22 protein-coding genes are annotated in these 24,698 nt (G+C 64.6%); 16 read left to right on the top strand and 6 right to left on the bottom strand.

The window, feature by feature from the left end; genetic code table 11:
- Positions 1-421 precede the first annotated feature (421 nt).
- The 4 genes from RCO31_RS28500 to RCO31_RS28485 all read left to right on the top strand — a co-directional run bounded on the left by RCO31_RS28500 (position 422) and on the right by RCO31_RS28485 (position 2,747).
- Complete coding sequence (locus tag RCO31_RS28500; protein ID WP_145641575.1) at positions 422-1,240, top strand: helix-turn-helix domain-containing protein; 819 nt, start codon at positions 422-424, stop codon at positions 1,238-1,240.
- Positions 1,237-1,446: a hypothetical protein gene (locus RCO31_RS28495; protein WP_145641573.1), complete on the top strand. Its 210-nt coding sequence runs from the start codon at positions 1,237-1,239 to the stop codon at positions 1,444-1,446. Before RCO31_RS28500 ends, RCO31_RS28495 begins: the two co-directional genes overlap by 4 nt.
- A 97-nt stretch (positions 1,447-1,543) precedes the next feature.
- Positions 1,544-1,801, top strand: a complete 258-nt coding sequence (locus RCO31_RS28490) for a DUF3551 domain-containing protein (protein ID WP_308971732.1) — start codon at positions 1,544-1,546, stop codon at positions 1,799-1,801.
- A gap of 88 nt (positions 1,802-1,889) precedes the next feature.
- Positions 1,890-2,747 carry an SDR family oxidoreductase gene (locus RCO31_RS28485; protein WP_145641569.1) on the top strand — a complete coding sequence of 286 codons (858 nt, stop codon included), beginning with the start codon at positions 1,890-1,892 and terminating at the stop codon, positions 2,745-2,747.
- 284 nt (positions 2,748-3,031) lie between these two features.
- On the opposite strand, the gene RCO31_RS28480 is transcribed toward RCO31_RS28485, so the two are convergent.
- Together RCO31_RS28480 and RCO31_RS28475 are read right to left on the bottom strand one after the other, a co-directional pair.
- Positions 3,032-4,822 carry a peptide ABC transporter substrate-binding protein gene (locus RCO31_RS28480; protein ID WP_145641567.1) on the bottom strand — a complete coding sequence of 597 codons (1,791 nt, stop codon included), beginning with the start codon at positions 4,820-4,822 and terminating at the stop codon, positions 3,032-3,034.
- A 155-nt stretch (positions 4,823-4,977) separates the two neighbouring features.
- A complete protein-coding gene (locus tag RCO31_RS28475) occupies positions 4,978-5,508 on the bottom strand; it encodes a ferritin-like domain-containing protein (RefSeq protein ID WP_145641565.1) in 531 nt (176 codons plus the stop codon).
- Between the two features lie 241 nt (positions 5,509-5,749).
- Between RCO31_RS28475 and RCO31_RS28470 the strand changes: the two genes are divergently transcribed.
- The 9 genes from RCO31_RS28470 to RCO31_RS28430 all read left to right on the top strand — a co-directional run bounded on the left by RCO31_RS28470 (position 5,750) and on the right by RCO31_RS28430 (position 14,945).
- Positions 5,750-6,532: a MetQ/NlpA family ABC transporter substrate-binding protein gene (locus RCO31_RS28470; protein WP_145641564.1), complete on the top strand. Its 783-nt coding sequence runs from the start codon at positions 5,750-5,752 to the stop codon at positions 6,530-6,532.
- A 136-nt stretch (positions 6,533-6,668) separates the two neighbouring features.
- Positions 6,669-7,703: a putative FMN-dependent luciferase-like monooxygenase gene (locus tag RCO31_RS28465; RefSeq protein WP_145641562.1), complete on the top strand. Its 1,035-nt coding sequence runs from the start codon at positions 6,669-6,671 to the stop codon at positions 7,701-7,703.
- A 95-nt stretch (positions 7,704-7,798) separates the two neighbouring features.
- Positions 7,799-8,416, top strand: a complete 618-nt coding sequence (locus tag RCO31_RS28460; RefSeq protein ID WP_145641560.1) for a CMD domain protein — start codon at positions 7,799-7,801, stop codon at positions 8,414-8,416.
- Entirely contained in the window at positions 8,413-8,991 is a 579-nt protein-coding gene (locus RCO31_RS28455) for an alkylhydroperoxidase domain protein (protein WP_145641558.1), read from the top strand. The genes RCO31_RS28460 and RCO31_RS28455 overlap by 4 nt, the downstream gene beginning before the upstream one ends.
- 59 nt (positions 8,992-9,050) lie before the next feature.
- Positions 9,051-10,208 (top strand): ABC transporter substrate-binding protein, encoded by a 1,158-nt coding sequence (locus RCO31_RS28450; protein ID WP_145641556.1) that lies wholly within the window; start codon positions 9,051-9,053, stop codon positions 10,206-10,208.
- Positions 10,209-10,262: 54 nt separating this feature from the next.
- On the top strand, positions 10,263-12,086 hold the full coding sequence (locus RCO31_RS28445; RefSeq protein ID WP_145641554.1) for an ABC transporter permease: 1,824 nt from the start codon (positions 10,263-10,265) through the stop codon (positions 12,084-12,086).
- Positions 12,086-12,928: an ABC transporter ATP-binding protein gene (locus RCO31_RS28440; protein WP_167520744.1), complete on the top strand. Its 843-nt coding sequence runs from the start codon at positions 12,086-12,088 to the stop codon at positions 12,926-12,928. The genes RCO31_RS28445 and RCO31_RS28440 overlap by 1 nt, the downstream gene beginning before the upstream one ends.
- The gene (locus RCO31_RS28435) at positions 12,925-13,665 is read left to right on the top strand and encodes an ABC transporter ATP-binding protein (RefSeq protein ID WP_145641550.1); all 741 of its coding nucleotides are present in this window, start codon (positions 12,925-12,927) and stop codon (positions 13,663-13,665) included. The genes RCO31_RS28440 and RCO31_RS28435 overlap by 4 nt, the downstream gene beginning before the upstream one ends.
- A 221-nt stretch (positions 13,666-13,886) precedes the next feature.
- The gene (locus RCO31_RS28430) at positions 13,887-14,945 is read left to right on the top strand and encodes a HoxN/HupN/NixA family nickel/cobalt transporter (protein WP_231088630.1); all 1,059 of its coding nucleotides are present in this window, start codon (positions 13,887-13,889) and stop codon (positions 14,943-14,945) included.
- Between the two features lie 20 nt (positions 14,946-14,965).
- Here the strand turns inward: RCO31_RS28430 and RCO31_RS28425 are convergent, their stop codons facing one another.
- Both RCO31_RS28425 and RCO31_RS28420 read right to left on the bottom strand, forming a co-directional pair.
- Positions 14,966-16,480, bottom strand: coding sequence for an ATP-binding protein (locus tag RCO31_RS28425; RefSeq protein WP_145641549.1), 1,515 nt, complete (start codon positions 16,478-16,480; stop codon positions 14,966-14,968).
- Positions 16,481-16,584: 104 nt separating this feature from the next.
- On the bottom strand, positions 16,585-17,403 hold the full coding sequence (locus tag RCO31_RS28420) for a YkgJ family cysteine cluster protein (RefSeq protein WP_145641547.1): 819 nt from the start codon (positions 17,401-17,403) through the stop codon (positions 16,585-16,587).
- Between the two features lie 465 nt (positions 17,404-17,868).
- On the opposite strand from RCO31_RS28420, the gene RCO31_RS28415 reads away from it, so the two are divergent.
- Positions 17,869-18,453, top strand: coding sequence for a LysE family translocator (locus tag RCO31_RS28415; protein WP_145641545.1), 585 nt, complete (start codon positions 17,869-17,871; stop codon positions 18,451-18,453).
- Between the two features lie 25 nt (positions 18,454-18,478).
- Here RCO31_RS28415 and RCO31_RS28410 read toward each other — a convergent pair whose 3' ends face one another.
- Positions 18,479-19,543, bottom strand: a complete 1,065-nt coding sequence (locus tag RCO31_RS28410) for a ketopantoate reductase family protein (protein ID WP_145641543.1) — start codon at positions 19,541-19,543, stop codon at positions 18,479-18,481.
- An 853-nt stretch (positions 19,544-20,396) separates the two neighbouring features.
- Between RCO31_RS28410 and RCO31_RS28405 the strand changes: the two genes are divergently transcribed.
- Positions 20,397-21,476 (top strand): alpha/beta hydrolase, encoded by a 1,080-nt coding sequence (locus RCO31_RS28405; RefSeq protein ID WP_145641541.1) that lies wholly within the window; start codon positions 20,397-20,399, stop codon positions 21,474-21,476.
- A 78-nt stretch (positions 21,477-21,554) separates the two neighbouring features.
- On the opposite strand, the gene RCO31_RS28400 is transcribed toward RCO31_RS28405, so the two are convergent.
- A complete protein-coding gene (locus RCO31_RS28400) occupies positions 21,555-22,034 on the bottom strand; it encodes a MarR family winged helix-turn-helix transcriptional regulator (RefSeq protein ID WP_008560426.1) in 480 nt (159 codons plus the stop codon).
- A 535-nt stretch (positions 22,035-22,569) separates the two neighbouring features.
- Here RCO31_RS28400 and RCO31_RS28395 point away from each other — a divergent pair.
- Positions 22,570-24,141 (top strand): porin, encoded by a 1,572-nt coding sequence (locus RCO31_RS28395; RefSeq protein ID WP_231088631.1) that lies wholly within the window; start codon positions 22,570-22,572, stop codon positions 24,139-24,141.
- Positions 24,142-24,698 lie beyond the last annotated feature (557 nt).

The following is a 24,698-nucleotide window of genomic DNA, read 5'->3' as shown; positions in this document are numbered from 1 at the left end:
GGTCGTCGTTCGCTTCATTCCAGCGGCGTTGATGCCGCGATTTTGTGGCGCCGACAACATCTGGCCGCGTGATTTTCGTGCTCTCTTGGAAGACCGCGCGACCAGCCGAAGGCGGCCCGGCCGATGAGAGAGGGTAATCCCTCGAAAAACAGCGGTTCTCCACGTTTTACCTGGCGATGGCGCGTCAACTTACCGCAGGTGCATCGCGCAGCGCGGCCCGGCCGATTCGTCGATGCGGCCGCGGCCCAATCCAACGGCGGGCCGCGATCATACCTAGGTATGATGCGATCAACCCGAGAACCTATCAGTCCACCCGCGCGTAGAATGGAGCGCGCGGCCCGTCGAATTACTCTGCTGCCATGACGTTCGGACAAGCCGGCCAGGCTTTCGCCGGATCGAAACGGGACAAGGAGCTTCGACGATGTCGCTACAGCTGTCACAGCCGCTTACCACCAAGGATCATGCATTCGGCTCGATCGATGTCTCGGAGATCGACGGCAGCAGGCGCCGGCGCTCGGGATATTCCGGTCAGGCTGGCAAGGAGGGGACGACGCTGTCTCTGGTTCATCTCGATGTTGCACTCGCCATCGAGGCGCCGGATATGCAGAGGTCCGCTCGCGGGTCCGGCTTCAGGGTGTCCGCCAAGCGCCTCGATCGGAACTGCGGTGCGGAGGAGACGACGGATCCCGTGATGCGGCGTCTTTCGGATGCGCTCGTAGCGACGGAAGAAATGCACCATCCGCATTCGGCCATCCTCGCCGACGCGTTGCGTCTTGCCATCGTGACCCGCCGCGCCAGCGCACAGACGGCGAGCCCGCTCAGAGAGCCCGATGTCGAAGCGCATGAGGGCCGCGCGTGCCGCATCGTGCGGTCGTTGCAGAAATGGCGCCTCAAGCGCGTGATGCAATATGTCGACGAAAATCTGGGCGCGAAGATCACGCTGGAGCAGCTCGCTGCCGTTGCCGGGCTCAGCCGGATGCACTTTGCCGCGCAGTTCCGGGCGGCTGTCGGGATGCGGCCTCACGAATATCTGTTGAAGTGCCGGATCGAGCGCGCCCAGGAGCTGCTCAAGCAAGGCGACGTCTCGCTGGTCGACACCGCCTTGACGGTGGGATTCCAGACCCAGGCGCACTTCACGACGGTGTTCAAGCGGTTCGTCGGCGATACGCCCTATCAATGGCGCAGCGCCTATCTCGCGCAGTTCATGCCGCTGCCGCGCCCGGAAGCTGTGCCGTCATGAGCGAGCTCGGCATTCAGCTCCTGATGCTGCCGCTGGCCGGCATCCACATGACGCCCGCGCACAACGAGGTCACGGGCTGGATCGAACTTGCCCGGGCTCTCGGCAACTCCTACCGCTTGGCCTCTTCGGGGTTGGGGCTCGGCGCGCTCTACGGCCGCTTCATCTTCGCCTTCTGCAAGGCCAGTGTCACGGCGGTCGCGCGATAGCATACAACGGATCGGCCAAGTAAGCGACATTCGAGAAGCGGCGGCAACGCGAGATGTTCGAGCGATGCCGCGCCGAACGAGAAACACGGGAGTTGCGATGTCCAGGCGCAGACGTGTGATGTCCTCGCTGATTTTCGGTGGTGCCCTCGTTGCGATCATCGGCATTTCCGAGGCGACGCTCGAACCTCCGGAGCCATATGGCGATCGCTTCTGCCTCCGCGATGACGGGCATCAAACCTGCGGCTTTGCCACGCTGGCCCTGTGCATGAAGAGCATGACGGGGGCGGACGCCGAGTGCGTCCGTGAGGTCGCGAAGGACGGGAACACCGACCGTGCGGGTCGGCACGCGCATTGAGGCTGAGTCCGCTGGGGTAGACGTCGGACGTCCGAGGAACGCTTCCCTCCGCTCTCCGTTAGCGGGACAAGCCCCCGGAGCCCCTCCCATGACCGATTATCCAAAACCGCCTTTTCCTGCTCAGCAGCAACCGATGCCCGGCTCGACGCGGGCGATGAATCCCAGGCCCGATCACGGCGAGGAGAGTTACAAGGGCGCCGGACGCCTGGCTGGAAAGAAGGCGATCATCACCGGCGGTGACAGCGGCATCGGCCGCGCCGTCGCGATCGCCTATGCGAGGGAAGGCGCCGACATCGTCATCTCCTATCTGAACGAGGACGAGGATGCCGGCGAGGTCAAGGCGCTGGTCGAGCGGGAGGGGCGCAAAGCCGTCCTGATCCCCGGTGACATCCGCAGTCCCGAGCATTGCCGCACCATCGTCCGGCGCACCGTCGAGGAACTCGGCGGCATCGACATCCTCGTCAACAATGCCGCTCATCAGGCGACGTTCAAGGACATCGCCGACATCAGCGACGACGAATGGCAGCGGACGTTCGAGACCAACATCCACGCCATGTTCTACCTGACCAAGGCCGCCGTCCCGCATATGCGTCCAGGCGCGGCCATCGTGAACACCGCCTCGGTGAACTCCGACATGCCGAATCCAACCCTGCTCGCCTATGCCACCACCAAGGGAGCCATTCAGAATTTCACCGGGGGATTGGCCCAGATGCTGGCGGAGAAGGGCATCCGGGTCAACGCTGTCGCCCCCGGTCCGATCTGGACGCCGCTGATTCCCTCGACGATGCCGGAGGACAGGGTCAAGAACTTCGGCAAGCAGGTCCCGATGCAGCGCGCCGGCCAGCCGGCCGAGCTCGCCACCGCCTATGTCATGCTCGCCGATCCGCTCTCGAGCTATACGTCAGGGGCGACGCTCGCCGTCACCGGTGGCAAGCCGTTCATCTGACGCATGCGTCCATGATCACGTGACCTGTCGTGGAGCAGGGGATTGCAGATGGGAGCGATCTCGCATGTGGCCATCCTTCGAGACGCCCGCCGTTGGCGGGCCCTCAGGATGAGGATCGAGTGCGCGGCTGCAGTTTGGACGAGCACCGATGCTGCTGAGCCTCATCCTGAGGAGACCGCGAAGCGGTCGTCTCGAAGGACGAGGCGCGTGCTCAGGTCGCGCAAAATGCCATATACGGTTGCCCTGCACTTGCGGAGAGAGCGCTCCCCCCGATCGTGCCAGCCTCAGCTGCGATACCACGCCGCCAGATTCCACGTGATGGTGTCCCAGCCCGAAATGTCGATCATGAGATTGTTGACGCTGGCGTTGACGATGTGGCGTGAGAGCAGCGGCAGGAATACGTTGGCCTCGCAGAAGATCTCGTCCACCTTCATCAGCAGCGCCGCGCGCTTGGCGGGATCGAGCTCGTTCTGTGCGGCTTTGTAGGCCTTGTCGGCTTCGGGATCGGAATAGCGCGAATTGTTGCGGCCCAGCCATTTGTTGTCCTTGGTGGCGATCTCCCAGGACACGCATTGGTTCAACAACCGCTCCGGGTCGGGCTGCGGCTGCGTGGTGTTGTACATCTCCATGTCGGCATAGAATTTCGAATAGGTATCGGGATTGCCGACATCAGAGGAGAAGAACACCGACGCGGTGACCGCCTTGACCTCGATCTCGATGCCGGCCTTCTGGCAGGCCTGCTTGATGATGGCCTGGGTCTTCTGGCGGGGGGCGTTGGTGGAGGTCTGGAAGACGTATTTGAGCTTCTTGCCGTCCTTCTCGCGAATGCCGTCTGCGCCTTTGGTCCAGCCGGCCTCGTCGAGGATCTTGCTGGCCTTGTCGATGTCGAACTCGTATTTCAGCTTGGGGGACTTGAACTGCTTGGGCGCGTTGACGAAGCTCGCGGTCGCGATGGCTCCGCGTCCGTAGATGAACTTCTGGATCGAATCGCGATCGATCAACAGGTTGATCGCGCGACGAACGGCCGGATCGGACAGCGTCGGGTGCTTGGTCTTGACGCTCGAACGCTCGCCGTCGACCTCGGTCCAGGGGTCCGTCGTGTTGAGGATGATGAATTCGACATTGCCGGAAGGCGTGATGTCGAGCTTGCCTTTGCCGCCTGCCTCCATGCGTTTGAGGACCTCCTCCTCAACCTGCATGTTCCAGGCAAAGTCGTATTCGCCGGTTTGCAGCACCGCGCGCGCCGCCGACACCGCATCGCCGCCGCCCTTGACTTCGATCGTGTCGAAATGCGGCTGGTTCTTGACGTGATAGTCGGGATTGCGTTCGGCACGGATCAGGTCGCCCGGCTTGAACTCGACGAACTTGTATGGCCCGGTGCCGACCGGCTTCAGATTCGCCGGTGCCTCGCGCGACTTCGCGCCGACAAAGTCGCCGAAATGATGCTTCGGCAGGATCTGGCCGACCGAGCCGCCGACGAAGGGATCGGCCCAGAACGGCGTTGGCGCCTTGTAGATCACCTTGACGGTGTAGTCGTCGATCTTCTCGACCTTGATGTCCTTGTACGATCCCGTGGTATAGGCCGCGGTCGTGAGGTCCGCGGCGTATTGCCAGGTGAACACGACGTCGTCGGCGGTGAAGGGCTTGCCGTCATGCCACTTGACGCCCTGCTTGAGCTTCCAGGTCACGCTCATGCCGTCTGCCGCAATGCCGCCGTTTGCCTTGGTTGGAGCCTCGGCAGCAAGGCAGGGGATGAGGTTGCCGTCCTTGTCCCAGCCGGCGAGCGGCTCGAAGAAGATGCGCGAGGCGATCTGGTCCTTGGTGCCGATCGCGAAATGCGGATTGAGCAGGGTCGGGGCCTGCCAGAGCAGGATCTTGAGCGGGCCGCCGCCGCCCGCCTTGGTCGGTTTGTACGGGAGCCTGGCGTCGGCCATCGCGACGTCGTGCCAGACCAGGATCTGGCTCGCGATCGGCGCGGTGATCCCGATGGCGGCAACGCGCTGGATGAACGAGCGTCGCGACAGCGTGCCTTGCTTCACCTCCGCGATCAGATTGCGGATTTCGTTCTCGTTCATGGGATGCTCCCCGCTCTTCCTAAGACAAGTCGTCAGCGTCAGTGACGCACTCTAGCTCAGGAGGGGAGCGCGGGGGGAGTCGAAGATGTCGCAGCGAGACGACGCAACCTCGTCCGTGATCGTGGCGGCTCCGCAGGCGGAGCCGCCATCTGTCGTCACGCGGCGTTGGAAGCCTTTGTGTTGGAAGCCTTTGTGTTGACGCCCTTGCGCAGCGCCACCGTGTTGAGCTTGGTGTTCGCGGCCTTCTCCTCGTTCAGATTGGTGGTGAGGAAGCGCACGATCTCGTCGTGGCCGAGCTCCTCGGCCCATGCGATCAGCGTGCCGTAGCGGCACATCTCGTAGTGCTCGACGGCCTGCGCGTTCGCGACGATGGCGGCATCCAGCACCGCCTTGTCCTCGATCTCGCCGGCGGTCTCGTCGGCCTCCTTGATGAGACCGTCGATGGCCGGGCAGTGGGTTCCGCTCGGCTCCTTGCCGAGCTTGGCGAACACCTTCTCGAGCCGCTCGACCTGCTTGCGCGTCTCTTCCAGATGCGCCTTCAGGCCAGCAACGAGATCCTTGTTAGTGGCCTTCTCGATCATCGTCGGCAGCGATTTCAGGATCTGCTGTTCGGCGTAGTAAATGTCCTGGAGGCCGTGGATCAGCAAGTCCTCCATCGATTTGATGTCCTTGGTGAAGAAACCCATAAAAGACTCCTCTTCTACAATGATTGCAGTGGAACGCCGTAGGCCGGGCGCTGTTCCCGTCTGGGCAGCCGGGATGCGAAAATCCGAGACGCCAGGCGGCGGAACGTTTCGTTTCCTGGTTGGCGCCGAATGGAGAAAGTGCGTCCGCTGCCGCTGGCCAATATGGATTTCCATTTCATTGATTTCGCACTGCAGAGAGGCGAATACGGTTCCATCATTGCCGAAGTCCACGGAGACCAAAATGTCTTTTCGCTTCCCGCTGATCCTCTCGACCGTGCTCGCTCTCTGGTCCGCCGCGGTGCGCGCCGAGACCATCAAGATCGGCGTCACGCCGGGACCGCACGCGCAGATCCTGGAGGCGGTGAAGCCGATCGCGGCCAAGCAGGGCCTCGACCTCCAGCTGATCGAGTTCTCCGACTATGTCGTGCCCAACGCCGCGCTCGATGCCGGCGAGATCCAGGCGAATTCGTTCCAGAACCAACCTTACCTGGACAATCAGAAGGCCGACCGCGGCTATAAGATCGAGGCCGTCGCGCTCACCGTGAACTTCCCGATCGGCGTCTATTCGAAGAAGCACAAGGCCTTCGGCGACATCCCCGAGGGCGGCAAGGTTTCGATCCCCAACGATCCGACCAATGGCGGCCGCGTGCTGCTGCTGCTGCGCGACAAGGGCGTGATCAAGCTGAAGGACGGCACCGGCTTCAAGCCGACGGTGCTCGACATCACCGACAATCCCAAAAAGCTGAAGTTCATCGAGGTCGATGCGGCGCAGGCGCCGCGTGCGCTCGACGACGTCGACGCCGCCGCGATCAACACCAATTATGCAACCCAGGCGGGCCTCGACCCCGTCAAGGACCCGATCCTGCGCGAGGACCCGAAGGGACCCTACGTCAACCTGATCGCCGTTCGCGCCGCCGACAAGGACAAGCCCTGGGTCAAGACCCTCGTCAGCAGCTACCACACGCCTGAGGTCAAGGAATTCGTCCTGACCAAGTTCAAGGGCGCGGTACTGCCGAGCTGGTAGGCAGTCTGCCTAGTCCGGCTTCAGTGCAGGGACGATCCCGGCGGCAGCCTTGCGTATTAGCCTTGCGCAATGCCCGCTTGTCTGGACCTGCGGCAACCGACATCATCGGGGCCCTTCCTCGGCCGACAGGGGTCGTATGAAACGCTTTGCAAACCTGAAACGACTGGGCTTCTTCACGCGCCTGCTGGACGAGGCTTCGCCGGCCGAGCGCTACCGGTTCGCCGCCGAGCAGATCGTGCGCGCGGAGAAGGCCGGGCTCGATTCCGCCTGGATCGCGCAGCATCATTTCCACGAGCGCGAAGGTGGCCTGCCGTCGCCCTTCGCCTTCCTCGGTTACGTCGCCGCGCAGACCTCGCGCATCCGCCTCGGCACCGGCATCGTCACGCTGCCGCTGGAAAATGCGGTGCGGGTGGCGGAGGACGCCGCGGTGCTCGACCTGCTCTGCAACGGCCGCTTCGAGCTCGGCGTCGGCACCGGCGGCAACCCGTCGGCCTTCGCCGCCTTCGGCCTCGACAGCGCCCAGCGCAACGAGATCTTTGCCCGCAACCTGGAAGTGGTCCGTGCCGCGCTGGTCGGCAAGGCTCTCGACGGTGGCGACACGCTCTATCCGCAACGGCCGGAATTGGACAGGCGCATCTGGCAGGCGACATTCTCCGTCGCCGGTGGTGCTCGCGCCGGCAAGGCGGGCGATGGCCTGTTGTTGTCGCGCACGCAGCCGCGGAGCAAGGATGCGCCGCGCGCGACACTCGCCGAGATCCAGAACCCGATCATCGACGCCTATCTCGCGGCGCTTCCTGTGGGATGCGAGCCCCGCATCATGGCTTCGCGCAGCGTTTTCGTCGCCGACGACCATGCCGAAGCGATGCGGCTCGCGGACATCGGGTTGCGGCGTGCGCTGCCGCAGTTCATGAAGGGCGGCCATCTCCCTCCGGGCGACACGCTGGAGGAGATGATCACGGCATTCGATACCCATGTCGGCGCGGCGGACGCGGTCATCGCCTCGCTCCGCGCCGACGCTACGCTCGAGCGGGTGACCGATCTGGTGTTCCAGGCACATTCGGTCGACGCGCCGCACCCCTATATTTTGCGTTCGATCGAGCTGGTCGCCGACAAGGTCGCGCCGGCGCTGGGATGGACCCGGACCGCACCTGGCGTGGCGTTGGCGGGCTAAAGCATGATCCGGAAAAGTGCGCAGCGGTTTTCCGAAAAGATCATGCGCAAACAAATAGCCGCAATGAACGGGATCGCGTTGCACGAGGCTGAAGGATGAGCACCAGGGATATCATCGACACGCTCGCCGGGATCGAGCCGGGATCGGCTCCTGATGCCATCCGCGCCCGCCGCCTTCAGGCGCGCGAGAACGCGCAGAAGAGCTATCTCGCTTTGTTCGAGCCGGTCGATGCGAACGAATTCGCGCTTGCAGAGCGCTTCGCGATCGCGACCTTCGTGACCGGACTGCATGGCGAGTCGCCCGTCGCGTCCTTCTATCGGGAGAAGCTTGCCGCGACTACGGATGGCGCGGCGCTCGTCGAGGCGATCCAGGTCGAGATTCAGCGCGGTCGGACCTCCGGCCCCTACGGCGCCTTTCCGGCCGGCCCGTTGTCGATCGAGAACAAGGCCGGTTTGATCTATCGCGTCAGCGCGGAGCGCAAGCCCGAGCTCGGCGCCCGGCTCGTTGCGGCGTTCGAGCATGCGCATCTCCTGGTGTTTCGTCCGCGCGATGCCGCTTCCGCAGACATGAAGGCGCTGCTGGCCGCCGGCTGGTCGACCACCGGGATCGTCACCTTGTCCCAGCTGATTGCGTTTCTGTCGTTCCAGTTGCGCGTCGTCAGCGGCTTGCGCACGCTCGCCGCAGCGAACGCACAAAAAGAGGCTGCAAGATGAGCGCTCCCGTCAATCCGCCCGTCGCTTTCACCCAGGACGAACTCGGCTGGGTGTCGTGGATCGATCCGTTGCCCGAGGCCGAGCTGACCGAACGGCATTTCGCCGGCTTCGTCGATCGGGCCCGCGCCAAGTCGGAGTATTTCCGCCTGCTGGTGCGTGACCCCGAGGTCCTGGAAGCCCGTACCAAGACCGACAAGGACATCTTCTACAACGTCGCCGACGGCCTGCCGCGCGCGGAGCGTGAGCTCGCGGCGGCGGCGACCTCGCGCTACAATGGCTGCATCTATTGCGCCTCGGTGCATGCGCGCTTTGCCAGCACCTATTCCAAGCGCCGCGACGACGTGCAGCGGCTGCTCGATGAAGGCGTCGGTGCCGATCTCGGCGAGCGCTGGAGTGCAATCGTCAAGGCCTCGGTGGCGTTGGCTGCAACGCCGATCGCGTTTGGCCCTGACAATGTCGAGGAGCTGCGCCAGGCCGGGCTCGACGACGCCGAGATCGTCGACGTCATCAACGGTGCTTCATTCTTCAACTGGGCGAACCGGCTGATGCTGTCGCTCGGCGAGCCTTCGAAATGAGCAATCCGATCGGCACAAGAATTGCTGATCTTATCAACACTGAGTGGATGGAGCGGGAAATGAGCAACATCGATCGTCGGTCCCTGGTCAAAGGCTCCCTCGCCACGATGATGGCGGGCGCGGCTTTCTCGCGCGCCGCCTTCGCGCAATCCTCCGAGCCGATCCTGCTCGGCGTCAGCGGACCCCTGACCGGACCGAATGCGCAATATGGCACGCAATGGAAGCAGGGCTTTGATCTCGCACTCGACGAGATCCAGGCTGCCGGCGGCATCAACGGCCGCAAGCTCGCCTACCAGTTCGAGGACAGCCAGAGCGACCCGCGCCAGTCGGTGGCGATCGCGCAGAAATTCGTGTCCGATCCCCGCATCGTCATGGAGCTCGGCGATTTCTCCAGCCCCGCCTCGATGGCAGCCTCGCCGATCTATCAGCGCGGCGGCCTCGTGCAGTTCGGCTTCACCAATTCGCACCCTGATTTCACCAAGGGCGGCGACTTCATGTGGAGCACGTCGGTGAGCCAGGCCGACGAGCAGCCGCTGCTGGCGTCCTATGCCGTGAAGCGGCTCGGCCTGAAGAAGCTCGCGGTGCTGCATCTCAACACCGATTGGGGCCGCACCAGCCGCGACTATTTCGTCAAGGCGGCCAAGGAATATGGCGCCGAGATCGCGGTGACCGAGGGCTATATCGCGGAGGAGCGCGACTTCCGCTCCACGCTGGTGCGTGTACGCGATGCCAATCCCGACGGTCTGATCCTGATCTCCTATTATTCCGACGGCGCGCTGATCGCGCGTCAGGCGCGCCAGGTCGGCCTGAAGCAGACCATGTGCGCCGCAAGCTCAGTCTATTCGCCAAAATTCCTGGAGCTCGGCGGAGAGGCGGTCGAGAACGTGCATCTCGGCACGCGCTATTTCCCGGAAGACCCGCGGCCCGAGGTGAAGAAGTTCATTGCCGGCTTCAAGGCGAAGTATGGCGGGCAGGAGCCCGACGCCTTCAACGCCTATTCCTACGACGCGATGAACATGGCGGCTGCCGTGCTGAAGATCGGCGGCACCGACCGCCGCGCCATCCGCGACGCCTTCGCCAAGGTGAAGGACGTTTCCAGCGTCATCTTCGGCCAGGCGACGTTCGACGTCGAGAGCCGTCGCGTCAAGGGCGCCATGAATGCCGAGCTCGTCGTGCGCAAGGGCCAGTTCGCACTCTGGGACGGCAAGCCGACCTGATGTGATGGCCGAAGCGATCGCTCCAGCCGGTTTCTCGTTGATTAGGAATTCTGCGTGTCCTCCTGGCTCGACTACACCATCAACGGGCTGATCGTCGGCAATGTCTACGCGCTCGTTGCGGTCGGGCTCGCGCTGATCTTCGGCGTCAGCCGGCTGATCAACTTCGCGCAAGGCTCGATCTACCTCGTCGGCGCCTATATCGGCTGGGTCGCGGTGGTGCAGCTGCACACGCCGCTGCCGCTCACCATCATCGTGGTCGCCGTGGCCGCCGCCGTGGTCGGCCTAATCATCGAGCGCTTTGGCCTGCGGCCGCTGCAGAACTCCGTGCGCATCGCGCCGTTGCTCGCGACCATCGGCATCAGCTTCGTGCTCGACCAGCTGGTGATGCTGACCTTCTCGCCCAATCCGCGCGCGCTGCCGAGCCAGTTGCCCGATATCCGCTTCCAGGTCGGTGGCGGGACGATCGGACCACTCGACCTGCTCATCGCCGGCGTCGGCCTCACCAGCGCGCTGCTGCTGTTCGTGTTCCTGCGCTACACCAAGCTCGGCTGGGCCGTGCGTGCCACCGCGCAGGATCGTGACGCCGCCATGCAGATGGGCGTCGACGTCAATCGCGTCAATCAAGCCGTGTTCGGCATTGCGGCGGCGCTCGGCGGCGTCTCCGGCCTGCTGGTCGGCATGTACTATAACCAGATCGACACCGCGATGAGCCTTCAGGCGACGCTCAAGGGCGTCGTCGCGGAAGTCGTCGGCGGCGCGGGCAACGTGCCGGGCGCGGTCATCGGCAGTCTGCTGCTGGGATTGGTCGAGAGCTACGGCGTGGCCATGCTCGGCACCAGCTATCGCAATCTGTTCGCGTTCCTGCTGCTCGTCGTGGTGCTCGTGCTGCGGCCGAACGGCCTGTTCGTCAGCGCGCGGCAGGCGCCGCCCGAGCCGCTCACCGGCACGTTCATCGCGCCGAGCCGCCCGGTGCACATTCCGCGCTGGGCGCTATTGGTCGCGGTTGCCGGCTTCGCGATCCTGCCGCTGTTCCCGGTGTCCTTCTACGTGCTCCAGACCCTGATCAACGCCTGGCTGCTCGGCATGCTTGCGCTGAGTCTGACTTTGGTGGCGGGCACGATGGGGCAGGTGTCACTCGGCCATGCCGCATTGCTCGCGATCGGCGCCTACACCTCCGCGTTGCTGTCGCTGACATTGGCCGTTCCCGTGGGGCTCGCGGTCATCGGCGGCGGCCTGATGAGTGCCGCGCTCGGCACGCTCCTGATCTCGCCGTCGTTCCGCCTGCGCGGGCATTACGTCTCGATCGCAACGCTCGCCATCGGCGAGATCGTGGCGCTGGTGATCCTGAACTGGGAAAGCGTGACGCGCGGGCCGATCGGCATCTCCGGCATCCCGCCGCTGTCGCTGTTCGGCTACGATCTGATCGGCCCGACGTCGATCTACTGGTTCAGCCTCGCGGTGATGGTCGTGCTCGCGCTGCTCCAGGGGCGCCTGCTGACCTCGCATCTCGGCCGCAGCTTTCGCGCCATCCGCGACGACGACATCGCCGCGCGCGCCTATGGCCTCGGCCTCAACCGCTATAAATCGCTCGCCTTCATCTTCGGCGGGTTCGCCGCCGGAATCAGCGGCGGCATCGCCGCGCATCTTTATTCCTACATCAACCACGAGACCTTCAATACGCAGCAATCCATCCTGGCGCTGACGGTCGTGATCCTCGGCGGCCTCGGCAACGTCGTCGGCGCGATCCTCGGATCGGTCGCGCTGGTCGGCCTGCCCGAAGTCTTTCGGATCGCGGCGGAGTACCGCATCCTGATCTACGGCATCGTGCTGCTGCTGCTGGTGCGGTTCAGGCCGCAGGGCCTGCTGGGGACGGTCTGATGGCGGAGCGGCCCAACTCCATGCTGTCCCTGCGCGGGCTGACCCGCCGCTTCGGCGGTCTCACCGCGGTCGACGCCATCGATCTCGACCTCGCCAAAGGTGAGCTCGTCAGCATCATCGGTCCAAACGGCGCGGGCAAGACCACGCTGTTCAATCTCGTGACCGGCCTCGACCGGCCCGACGCCGGTACTGTGAGCTTCGAAGGCCAGGACGTGACGGGTCTATCGCCGGAACGGATTGCGACCGAAGGCATCGCGCGCACCTTCCAGCTCGGCCGCGTCTTCGGCAATCTCAGCGTCATGGACAACGTCCTGATCGGCGCGCATACGCGGCTGCGTGCCGTGAAGCCGGCCGTGCCCGTGATCGGCCCGCTGCTGGAGCTCGGATTGGCGTTGCTGCGTCCTGCCAGCGTCAAGGCGGAGGAGGAGCGGCTGCGCGAAGAGATGAAGGCCATTCTCGCTCGCTTCGGCGAGCGGCTGCTGTCGCGGATTGACCAGCCCGCCTACAGCCTGTCCTACGCCAACCGCCGCCGCGTCGAGATCGCGCGTGCGCTCGCGCTGAAGCCGCGCCTCTTGCTGCTCGACGAGCCGACCGCCGGCATGAACCCGACCGAGACCGCGGAGATGCAGGCGCTGGTCGCCGAATTGAAGGCGGAAGGGCTGACCATCCTCCTGATCGAGCACAAGCTGGAAATGGTGATGCGCCTGTCCGACCGCGTCATCGTCATGGACGAGGGCAAGAAGATCGCGGAAGGGCCGGGCGAACAGGTGCGGAGCGATCCCAAGGTGATCGAGGCCTATCTCGGTCATGGCCTCGCGACGAAGCAGGAGAGCGCGGCATGACCAACGCTTCCGCCGAACCGCTGCTGGCGCTGTCGAACGTCAATACCTTCTACGGCCAGGCCCAGGTGCATTTCGACCTCTCGATATCGGTCGCGCGCGGCCATATCGTCTGTCTGCTCGGCGGCAATGCCAGCGGCAAGTCGACGACGATGAAGATCATTCTGGGTCTGGTAAAGCCGCGCTCCGGCGACGTGACGTTCGATGGTGCTTCGTTGCTGGGCCTCTCCACGCCGCAGATCGTCCGCCGCGGCATCGCCTCGGTGCCGGAGGCGCGACGGCTGTTCGCGGACATGAGCGTCCGCGAGAACATCCTGATGGGCGCCTTCGTGCGCAACGACCGCGAGGCGGTGGCGCAGGATCTCGACAGGATGCTCACGCTGTTCCCAAAGCTCGGCCAGCGCCTGTCGCAGCGCGCCGGCTCGCTCTCCGGCGGCGAGCAGCAGATGGTGGCGATGGCGCGCGCGCTGATGAGCCGGCCGCGCATGATCGTGATGGACGAGCCGACCATGGGCCTGTCGCCGCTTTATGTCGATCGCGTGCTGGAGCTGATCCGCACCATCAACCAGGAGGGCGTCTCGGTGTTCATGGTCGAGCAGAACGCCAGCCTCGCGCTGGAGATCGCGCATGAAGCCTATGTGCTTCAGACCGGCAAGATCGTGCTGTCAGGCCCGGCGCGGACACTGAAGGACGATCCCCGCATCCGCGACGCCTATCTCGGCGGTTCCGAGGCGGCGTAGTCCTAAATGCCCCCACAACGTCATGACCGGGCTTGACCCGGCCATCCACGGCTTGCCCTGCGGCACGAAGAACGTGGATGCCCGGGACAAGCCCGGGCATGACGACCTCCCGCAAACTCGCATAGGCGTTCGGCAGGCCAAAGTCGGCACTGGTCAGTATGACCATCCTGTGAAAATATCATACCGGTGGCGACGGGGCGTGCAGCGGACGGAATGATATCGTGACGAGATGGTCTTTGCGGGCGGTCGAGCCCGGCGTGGTGTTGCTGTTCGGCGGGCTCGTCGCCGCCAATGTCGCCGCATGGGCCTGGGCCTTCACGGCGTTCGGCGACCGTCCCACGGTGATGGCGACCGCGCTGCTGGCCTGGGTGTTCGGCCTCCGGCATGCCGTCGATGCCGATCACATCGCCGCCATCGACAATGTCGTGCGCAAGCTGATGCAGGCGGGCGGCGCGCCGCGCAGCGTCGGGCTCTATTTCGCGCTCGGCCATTCCACCGTCGTCGTGGTCGCGACCATGCTGCTGGCGCTCGGCGTCGTCAGCCTCGGCGGCGACAGCCTGCTCGAGCAGATTGGCGGCCTGATCGGCACCTCGGTCTCGGCGCTGTTCCTGCTGCTGATCGCGGCCATCAATCTCGCCATCTTCGCCGGCCTGTGGCGGACGTTCCGCATGGCGCGCGAGCAGGGCATTCACGACGCCGCCGGCCTCGATGCGCTGCTCGCCAAGCGCGGGTTCCTGGCGCGGCTGCTCGGCCCGATGTTCCGCCTGGTGACGAAGCCCTGGCACATGTATCCGCTCGGCTTCCTGTTCGGGCTCGGCTTCGACACCGCGACCGAGATCGGCCTGCTCAGCATCTCCGCCGGCGAAGCCGCGCGCGGCGCTTCGCTTGTCGACGTGTTGGTTTTTCCGGCGCTATTCGCAGCCGGTATGGCGCTGGTCGATACCGCCGATTCCGCGCTGATGGTCAGCGCCTATCGCTGGGCCTTCGTCGATCCCCTGCGCAAGCTCTGGTACAATCTCACGATCACGGGCGCCTCCGTCGCGGTGGCGCTGTTCATCGGCGGCGTCGAGGCGCTCGGCCTGATCGCGGAACGCCTCGGCTTGTCCGGCGGCTTCTGGGCGGTGGTGGAAGGGCTCAACGAATCGCTGGCGAATGTCGGCTTCGTCGTGGTCGCGCTGTTTGCGGTGGCCTGGCTCGTCTCGGTCCTGCTCTATCGCCGCATGTTTGCGGATGGGGCGCGCCGTGCGCCAGATGCAGCCCGCGGCTTCGAGGCGGCCTGAGACGATTCTAAATCGGCGGATCAGAGCGCCGCCGCGCTCCGCGCGGGCTCCGCCGGCACATCGTCGCCATTGGGATCGCCCGGCGCCGTCGCCCAGGCCAGCTCCACCAGCGTCACGATCCGGCGGCCGCCGCCGTCGACCTGGACGACGATCAGGCCCTGCTCCTCCATATAGCCGAGCAGCCGCTGCGCGCGGCGCAGCGAATGCGAGCCGTAGGCGCGGGCGATCGCGGCGTCGCCGGGGCAAGGCCAGCCTTCCCTGGCCGCGCGCGCGAGCATCATGAACACGCCCTGCATGTCGTCGGGCAGGATCGAGGCGCGCAGCGAGACGTCCTGCCAGGCGTCGTCCTCGGCGAGATCCGTGCCGAGCCCGGCCCGCGCATGCGTCAGCATGCGGCGGAATTCGTTGAGATCGGGCACCGCCGCGCCAAGCCCCTCGATGCGGCAGCGAACCACGAACTCCTGATAGAGCACGCCGATGGCGCGGAAGCCGGCGTCGGGCTCGGCCAGCACGGCGCGCAGCGTGCGATCGACGCGCTCGCGCCGCTGCGCGAGCTCCTCGGCGCTGACCGGCGCCTCCACGATTTCGGGCTGGATCTCCGGGATCGCGGCGGCCTTCGCCGCCCGGAGCTGCTCGAGCAGATCCGGCGCGGGCCGCCGCTGCGGCCGGCTGGCATCGGGCGGCGGCGCCGCCAGGATCACGGCGCGGACATCTTCCAGCGTCGCTTCCGGCAGCGGCATCAGCCGCGGCGTCGAATTGCGCGGGCTCGTATCGGTCGGGCCGATGTTCAAACGCAGCGGACGGCGCGACAGCGCAGGCCCCAGCGCCATGAACTGTCCGCGCTCGAGATCGCGAAACGCTTCGGCCTGCCGCCGCTCCATGCCCAGCAGGTCGGCGGCGCGCGCCATGTCGATGTCGAGGAAGGTCCGGCCCATCAGGAAGTTGGAGGCTTCCGCCGCGACGTTCTTGGCGAGTTTTGCCAGGCGCTGCGTCGCGATGATGCCGGCGAGGCCGCGCTTGCGGCCGCGGCACATCAGATTGGTCATCGCGCCGAGCGACAGTTTGCGCGCTTCGTCCGAGACTTCGCCCGCCACCGCCGGCGCGAACAGCTGCGCCTCGTCGACGACCACGAGCATCGGGTACCAATGGTCGCGGTCGACATCGAACATGCCGCCGAGGAATGCGGCCGCACGGCGCATCTGGTTCTCGGCGTCGAGGCCTTCGAGATTGAGCACGGTGGAGACGCGATGCAGCCGCGCGCGCTCGCCGGCGACCTGAAGGCCGCGTTCGGTGTGATCCTCGGCCTCGATCACGAGATGGCCGAAGCGCTCCGCCAGCGTGACGAAATCGCCTTCGGGATCGATGATGGCCTGCTGCACCCAGGGCGCGCTCTGTTCCAGCAGCCGCCGCAACAGATGCGACTTGCCGGAGCCCGAATTGCCCTGCACCAGGAGACGGGTCGCCAGCAGTTCCTCGAGGTCCATGGCCGCCGCGGCGCCCGCCGTGGTCTGCCCCATCTCGATCGCAACCGTCATGTCCCGACTCAAGTCCCCGTCATTCGCGGACAGCGGCTTATCAACCCGGCCGGCGCGCGTCGAGCGCCAGGGCGCGAATCAGGCTGCGTTGCCCACGGCAGAGTTCAGGCGTGATGCGACAACCGTAGAAGTGCGGGCCGATACGGCGCGTGCGGATCGTCGTCTTCGTTCTCGGGGATGGCGCAGGAGCCGAATTCCTGCCTGATGCGTTCGATCTCGGCAATGCGCTCGTGCAACCGCTGCAGATGCTCCGGCGACGTCGCCCGCCAGAACCGGAATGTATCGCTAGTGAGCGGCAGGAACGCAGTTCCGAACAGCGTCGGCTCCGGAACGACGGTGCGTCCGAGCAGCAGGAACCGGTCCGCGCCGGCGACGACCAGGGTCGCATAGCCGCGGTTGCCGATCCGCCGGATGCCGTTCAGCGACCATTCGACGAGCTTGCTGAAATAGGGCTCCTCGCGCCAGCGATCGGGGCATTCGTCGTCGACGGTGACGTTCACGGCGTCCTGGCTGAAATGCACCACGAGGCCCGCTTGCGCGGGAAACCAGGACTCGTCGAGATGGCCCTGCAACCAGGCACAGACGAACGAGCGGCACATCTGCGGGCGGCGATCGTAGATGGTGCAGCCCGTACCGGTCTGCCAATGCTTGCAGAGCTGGTTCACCGGCTTGTCGACGGCGGCCACCTCCAGAATATCGCAGCAGGCGTTGCATGAGCCGCACTGCCGAGCGGGCCGCACCGCCTTCGGCAGGCCGGTCGCGCGAAAGCCCTGGCCGTTGCGGACCAGCAGCTTCTGCTTCTCCAGCAGATTCAACGCACGTTCGATCTTGAGACGGGACAGTCCGGTGGCGTCGATCACGCCCTTCAACGTCGTCGCGCCCGCCTCCACGGCGCGGACGACGGTCAGCATCGCCTGATCCATTGTTGTTGTTCTTCTCGGTTTCAGCCGTGCATTGCGATTCCAGCCGGAAAAACAGACCGGCAAACAGGTCATAGACACCTGACTTGAAAAGATATGTTGCTCATTTCTCTTGCAGCTGGGCAAGAAGCCGAGCCCGTGCTGCGCGCATGCAACGTTTGCGCGAACAGAGGGCGTACACGTCGAGGGCGCCGATTTCGTGTGGAAGCGGTTTGCTTTGCTCGCCGGATGCCGGGATGTGACGTGCGCCCTGCGATCGTCTCACGCAGTCGTGATATCGGCCGGCCACGCATGAGCACGAAGGCGATCCGTCGCGCGACCAGGGGCGATGATGGTCGTTGGGTTTGCGCCACACCGCGAACAGCGCCGCGCCTGGAAGCAAGCGACGGTGCAGATGAGGGATCCCCATTCGCGGCGGAGAATGATTCAGATCAAGGTCCGTGAGCCCGCAACCTGTTAGCTGGGCCGATGAGTTTTCTGACCTTCTTCACCGCGACCTGCTTCCTGCTGGCATTGCCGGGGCCGACCAACACCTTGCTCGCGACATCGGGGGCGGGGGGCGGCATCGCGCGCTCGCTGCATCTGCTCGCGGCCGAGCTCGCCGGCTATCTGCTGACGATCACGCTGCTGCGGCTCGCGCTCGGTCCGATCGTCAGCGACATCCCGCTCGCGGCCATGGTGCTTCGCGTGGCGGTGACGGTCTACATCCTGTGCCTGGCCGTCATGCTCTGGCGGTTCCGGTCGCGTGAACTGCGGGGTAGCGCACCGGTGACCTTCAATCACGTGCTGCTCACCACGCTCTTGAACCCCAAGGCGCTGGTGTTCGCCTTCCTGCTCCTGCCGCTCCAGGCGGGGCCGTTCGAGCTGGTGCCCCGGCTTGCCGTGATCGCGCTCTTGATCGTCACGGCGGGCATTGCGTGGGTGACGTTTGGCGCAACGCTCGGCCGCGGCGCCCGCCGCCTCGGACATCCCGACCTCATCACGCGCACCGGCGCAGTCACGCTGGTCGCGGTGACCGGCCTGATCTGGGTTCAATCGTTCCTGGGCGCGTGAGACCGGCGTCCGCCGGAACAGCGCGCTACTGCGCGCCGGATCCGCCCTGCACGATCTTCTCGTTCAGCTTCAGATCCACGGTCTCGACCGTGCGGTCGATCTCGGGGTTGGGCGCGCCGAGCTGATGCGAGATCAGCTTCACCAGGAGATCGACGCGCTCGATGAAGGGTGCGCCGCTCGCGACCGCGCGCGCGGCAGATGACGGCTTGAGCAGGCTTTCCGCGGCCTTGGCATATTTTGCGAACGGCACCTGGTCCTGCGGATCGGCTCCGAGCTTGCGGGCGATCGCGTCGACATGGTCGTAGATCGTCTGCGAGCGCTCGAGATCGCCATGCACGGCGTCGCGAATCGATTGCGGCTCGTTGGGCGTGATGCAGCGGTAGTTGCCGGTCAGCAGCATCGACCATTTCGCCAACGGCACGAACAGCGAATCGAACACTTTCAGCTTCACCGGCACGTCGAGGCCGTCGAGCGTCACCGCGTCGATGTCGGCCTCCAATTCGCGCAGCACCTTGTTGTGCTTCTCGTCGGCGAACACCGACGCCTTGAAGTTGGTGGGCAGGCCGACATGAAGCACGTTCGCGGCTTCTTCCGGAGGACGGAACGCCTGCGGGTCGGGCGAGCAGAGCGTCACCAGACCCGGCTCGAACCGCTCCCACACCTGCGCATTGGTGTAGGCCTCCTCGAGATCCATGTCCGCGAGCGCCGGAATCCGCTTCAGATAGGGCAGCGGCGGCATGTTCATGATCGACAGGCACGGCAGCTTCGCCGCGGCGATCTTGACCATGAGAACGCGCACCGTGTGGTTGGTGTACTGCGGCTCCTGCATCGCAAGGCCGACCAGATCGTAGCGGGAGAGGTCGACATCGGCCGGCGTCACCGCATCGAGCTTGCCGGGCAGATTGCGCGAGAAGATTGCCCGGTGCACCGCCTCGTCGCGCAGTTTGATGCGCACCTCGGTACCGTCGCGGTTGATCAGCGCGGCCGTCTTGGCGCGGCAGACCAGGGTCACGTTATGACCCGCCATCAGCAGCTTCGTGCCCAGCAGTGAGCCGTAAGAAGCCCCGAGAATCAATATGTTGCGCGCCATGCTCCGTCCCCTTGAGAATGTGTGTGATTTTTGAGCCCCGGCCGTCATCCGCGGGCGAGTTGCCAGCATGTAAAGCGAAGTCCGCGGGGATGGCAACTGGGATAATGCATACAAGGCCGCACCGGAGTCTGGGTCGTCCGGATGGAGGGGTGCGCAATTCGACGACCATTCCGTCCGCTGGCGCGAACGCCGGCCTGCCTCGCGCGATCTGGCCACGGACGCTCGTTTGTCGCGCGACGGGTCAAGGCGCTCGCGGCTTCGACGCATGCCGCCCGGTCCGCTTGCTCAATCCCGCAGGCGTCACCGAATTGACTTCACCGAATCCGATCTCTCGGATGTCCCGTCCGTTCGGGCGCTCTGTGAAGTGCGATCATACGTCGTCGCACGTCGCGTGCAGAAGATCAGCAAGTTGGCCGGCTCGCTGTCATCGTCCTGTCATGTCGCCGGTTGGCTTCGATGAAGCGGCAAACCGCCGCATCGCTCACCATATCGTGGTTTCACAATGACGGCACAGACAGGCATGTCTGTTCTATCGGCGGTTAAGTTGTCTTCATCGCCGATCGCAACGAGAAACGACGAGGCCCGCATCGCAAGTGTGCGCGGCGAATGACTTGTGCAACAGCGATGGAGCTGGGACGTGACGATTGAGTTGAGCCGGCCTCGACTTGGTGCCCAAGTTGGCTCGTTTGGGATGCCGGCCGTCTCGCGCAGTGCCCCCGCCGCGCGACGCCTAGATGAAACGGTGCGCCTGCGATGGCATCGAGCAGTTGCGCAGGGCGCTGTGCAGAACGCGAAATTCGCCGGTCTGGACACAAGTCCGGGCAATTGTTGACGGCGTCGCTCGGGGGCTGAGATGGAAGGGGATCATTGGCCTTGCGGCGCATGCGACGGTGCCGGGCAAAATCTGGCCCGCTTGCGGGATCGCGCGTCACAATTTTTCGAAAGCCTGTCCGTCGCCGAGCTCGTGCGTGAGACGCACCGGCGTCTGTGGATTTCGGACTGGCTGAGACTCGCAGACGACTACCGCACATTGGCCGAGAGCGCGCGCGACGTTGGGTCCGCCGAGATTGCGCGGGAAGCGTGGCTCTGCTCGTTGACGGCCCTCGAAGTCGTCAGGACTCTGTCCTGTCCGGGGGATGTCGAAAGTGCCGATCTCGCAGACGAGGTCGGTATCGGCCTGAGAGGCTTCGAGGCCGAGGCTGGTCTGGCGATTGAGCGCGTCAAGATCGATTTCTTCGATCAAGGGGTGCTGGCCGGCTTCTTCCTGCCGGCGCTCCGTCGCGGACCTACCGCGCCGGCGGTGATCTGCGTCAGCGACGGGGACATCACCCTGGGCTCGATGATGAGCAGGCTGTTGCCGGCCTCGCTCTGCGGGAGCATGTCGCTGCTGCTCGTCAATGCCGGCAATTCGACTGTTCATCGCTCCTTCAAGCCGGAGCACAGGCTTCAGTGCTGGTTGGACTATCTGGAAGCTCGCCCCGATGTCGATTCGCAGCGGATCGCGATCTATGGTGAAGGGGCGGGCGCCTCCCACGCGTCGCGTCTCGCCCTCTCGGATCGCAGGATCGCGGCGGCGGTGTGCGACGGCGGTGTCTCGACGCCGGTCATGCGGAGAGCGCTGCGGCGGATGACCAGTTTCGGACCGGCCGTCCCTGACGGAGCCTCGGCGGGTTCGTTGCTGCCATCGCGCCGGCTTCCGTGCCCGCTGCTCATGGTCGTCGGGACTCGCTCCATGATCTGGGAGCAGGATGCTCTCGACCTGCAAGCCGGCTATCGGGAGAGTGGAGCGGATTGCTCGGTCGTCGTGCCCAACAACGTGCCGCACCCGCTCGGCGAGGTCGAGAATTTCATCGCCGTCGACAACTTCGTGCTCGATTGGCTCGACAGCAAGCTCGGGACTGCCCGTCAGCATGAACCCGTGACATACCTGTAGCGCGGTCAGGCCATGGCGGTGCGCGCTTTGGCCTCGTCGTGAAGAGCTGGAGTGGATGTCGCGAGCCATGAAGGCCGATCACGAGGCGTCGATAGCCAGCAATCGTGCCGCCAGCCGGGCGTTCCTGGCAATGGTTGCGAGCGCGGCATTCAGTTCACTCAAGGTCTTCTCGTCGAGCTCGTTGAACATGGTCGAGTTCAAGGCGAGCTTTCTCTTGGACAGTTTCTCGATTTCCGCCGTCGCCTTCGCGGTCAGCGACATCAGAATGAAGCGGGCATCGTCCGTTGCCGGCTGCCGCGATAGAAAGCCGCCCTTTTCCAGGATCTTGGTCTGGTTGGTCACGAAGGCCGGGTGGACCCGCAACTTGTTCGCGATCTCGATGCCGGCAACGCCTCGCCCTTCGTCCAGCTCGGTGATCGCCATCAAGATCAGCCATTGCGGCTGGGTAATGCCCAACAGTCCGGCCCAGCTGGTGTGAATGTCGTCCAGCTGCGCGTGGATTTCGACGATGTTCCAGATGAATTCCCTGATCGTTTTGTCGAGCTTCTTCTCGATCATGCCGCGTTGCCCCCCGTAATGACGTTGATCCTTCTTTTTCTTGTTCTTGGATCAATGTTCTATCGGGATATCGCGGGGACGTCTCCTATGTCGCGCTCCGACAAGGGCCAAAGGCGCGACATTGTTGAAATGGTCCGACGATTTGATGCTTGCAGAAATCAATTAATTCAATTACGTCTCCGTACACTCATTCCTTGCTGCTCTTGACCCCGTCGATGGACAGCGATGTGAGACCTCCAAGAAAGCCCTCGGGATGCCCCCTGAGGGCTTTTTACTTTTTATTCAACGTGTTAGGTGGAATTCCCGCTGCTCTGTTGCTCGCGAGCAACATCTGTCGCCGAACTTTCAGTTCACCAAATCAATAAATTGAGGCGGTTGTTTTTATAAACTATACGTGAAGCACGACGGAGGGGGGGCACCTCGCTGTCGTTTCAGACCGGACCTTCAGTGCGGATCTGAATTGAACGGAAATATGAGGGTGAAGCGGTGTCCTCCGAGGAGCCGAGCCCCCTGAATCGACCTGGAGGTTTACCTAATGAAGTTAACGAAGACGCTTTTGCTCGGCTCGGCTGCCGGCCTGATGGCCGCCTCCGGGGCGTTCGCTGCCGATCTCCCCGTGAAGGCCAAGGCGGTCGAATACGTGAAGATCTGCTCGCTGTACGGAGCCGGCTTCTATTACATCCCGGGCACCGACACCTGCATCAAGCTGGGTGGTTATCTGCGCGCTGAAGTCGCGTTCAACACCAACAGCAACTACGGCATCTCGAACGGCTCTCCGGCCGGTGCGCACAACCGCCTGAGCAACTACTACAACATGCGCGCTCGTCAGGATCTCAACATCGACACGCGCACCGCGACCGAATACGGCGTCGTCCGTACCTTCTTCGACGGCGTGTTCACCTGGACCACCGGCGGCTATCAGGGCTCCGGCTCTGCGACGGGTGGCACGGTCTATACCGGCAACCTCGGCCTCAACACCTCCGGCGCGACGCCGGCGCTCGTCGGTTCGTCGGTCAACGGCACCGACGGCAACACCTCGGCCGGTTCGCTCGGCGTGTACTACGCGTTCATCCAGTTCGCCGGCTTCACCATGGGTAAGGCCGTGTCGCAGTTCGACGCGCCCTGGACCAACTATCCCGGCAACAACATCGACAGCCTCGTCGGCGGCTCCGGCACGGTCACTGGTGTCAACCAGTTCACCTACACCGCTGACTTCGGTCAGGGCATCACGGCGTCGTTCTCGGCGGAAGACGCGACGGCCTACTATCAGGCCGGCAACGTCAACCTGACCGGCGCGACCGCAGGCGGCATGATCGGTGGTACGTATGGCACCAACGCCATCGGCGGTTCGCGCTCGCCGAACCTCGTCGGTATGGTCCGTGTCGACCAGGCCTGGGGTATGTTCCAGGCGTCGGTCGCTGCGCATGACAACCACGTCGCTTACTACGGCGCGACCGAGCCGACTGGCCACCCCGACGACAAGTGGGGCTGGGCGGTTCAGCTCGCTCTGTCGATCAAGAACATCCCGACCGGTGCGGGTGACGTGATCAACATTTCGGGCGTCTACACCGACGGTGCGACCCGCTACAACTTCCAGAACCTGGCGGGCAGCTCCTACTCGATGTTCGGCAACTCGGGCGTTGCCTACCAGAGCGTCGGCTTCGCCTATGCTCCGGACACCGTGTTCATCACGGGCAGCCAGCAGGAGACGGTCAAGACCTGGGGCTTCCGCGGTGCTTACACCCACAACTGGGATCCCTACTGGAACACCGCGCTGTACGGTGCCTACGCTCAGGCGCAGTACGGCTCGCTCGCCAAGACCGCTCTTTGCGGCGCTGGCGGTGCAGGCGGCGTGTTCGGCGGTCTCGCCGGTGTCACGAGTTGTAACCCTGACTTCGCCATCGGCCAGGTCGGCCTCATCACCCGCTGGACCCCGGTCAAGAACCTGACGTTCTCGGGCGACCTGAACTGGACCCGCCTCGACCAGAAGTACTCTGGAACCGTCGGTTACGCCGGTGCCGGTACGACGGCCAAGCCGGCCGCCCTGTACCAGCTGAAGGACCAGGACAGCATCACCCTGCTGCTCCGCGCCCAGCGCAACTGGTAATATCTTCGCAACGGCTGAATGAGCACCCGGCGGGAAACCGCCGGGTGTTTTTTTGTGCAGCGATCCGTGGGCTACCGCATTCGCATGTGTCGCCCTCTGTCAACCCAGATTCGGAAAAATATTCCACTTTACCGAAATTCGGAATTGGCGTATGTGTCGCCCATCCCGGCTCACCCTTGAGGGGCGGTCATGTTGTCGTGTGGTCGCAGAGCCGGGCTTGCGGTGGACGCAGCAGCGTCGTGCGCGAAAGCCAAGGGCAGGGCGGATTGCTCTCCGTGAGCCCTGAGGCATCGCGCGGACGAGCGGCGCTGTCAGGTTCGTCGCGTCATATTCCGGTGGCAACGTGCACAACGCCGCCGAACCCTGTGGCGCCAACGAACCGTGCGTACGGCAAAACCGTGTGGTCCTGGCCGTCGTTGCTACGGTCAAGCCCTTGCGGAGGCGGCGTCTGCGCCAACCGGCGCAGGGCCGGTGAATTCCGTGAGGGTGAGGGAGGCCAGAAGGAACTCGGCTCCCGGGAGAGCACGGCATAAGCCGTCCGACCATCGCGCAGGGAA

Source organism: Bradyrhizobium sp. LHD-71 (assembly GCF_031157255.1).
Lineage (GTDB): Bacteria > Pseudomonadota > Alphaproteobacteria > Rhizobiales > Xanthobacteraceae > P52-10.
Note: the sequence above shows the minus strand (reverse complement) of the source record. Positions and strands in the feature narration are given on the sequence as shown.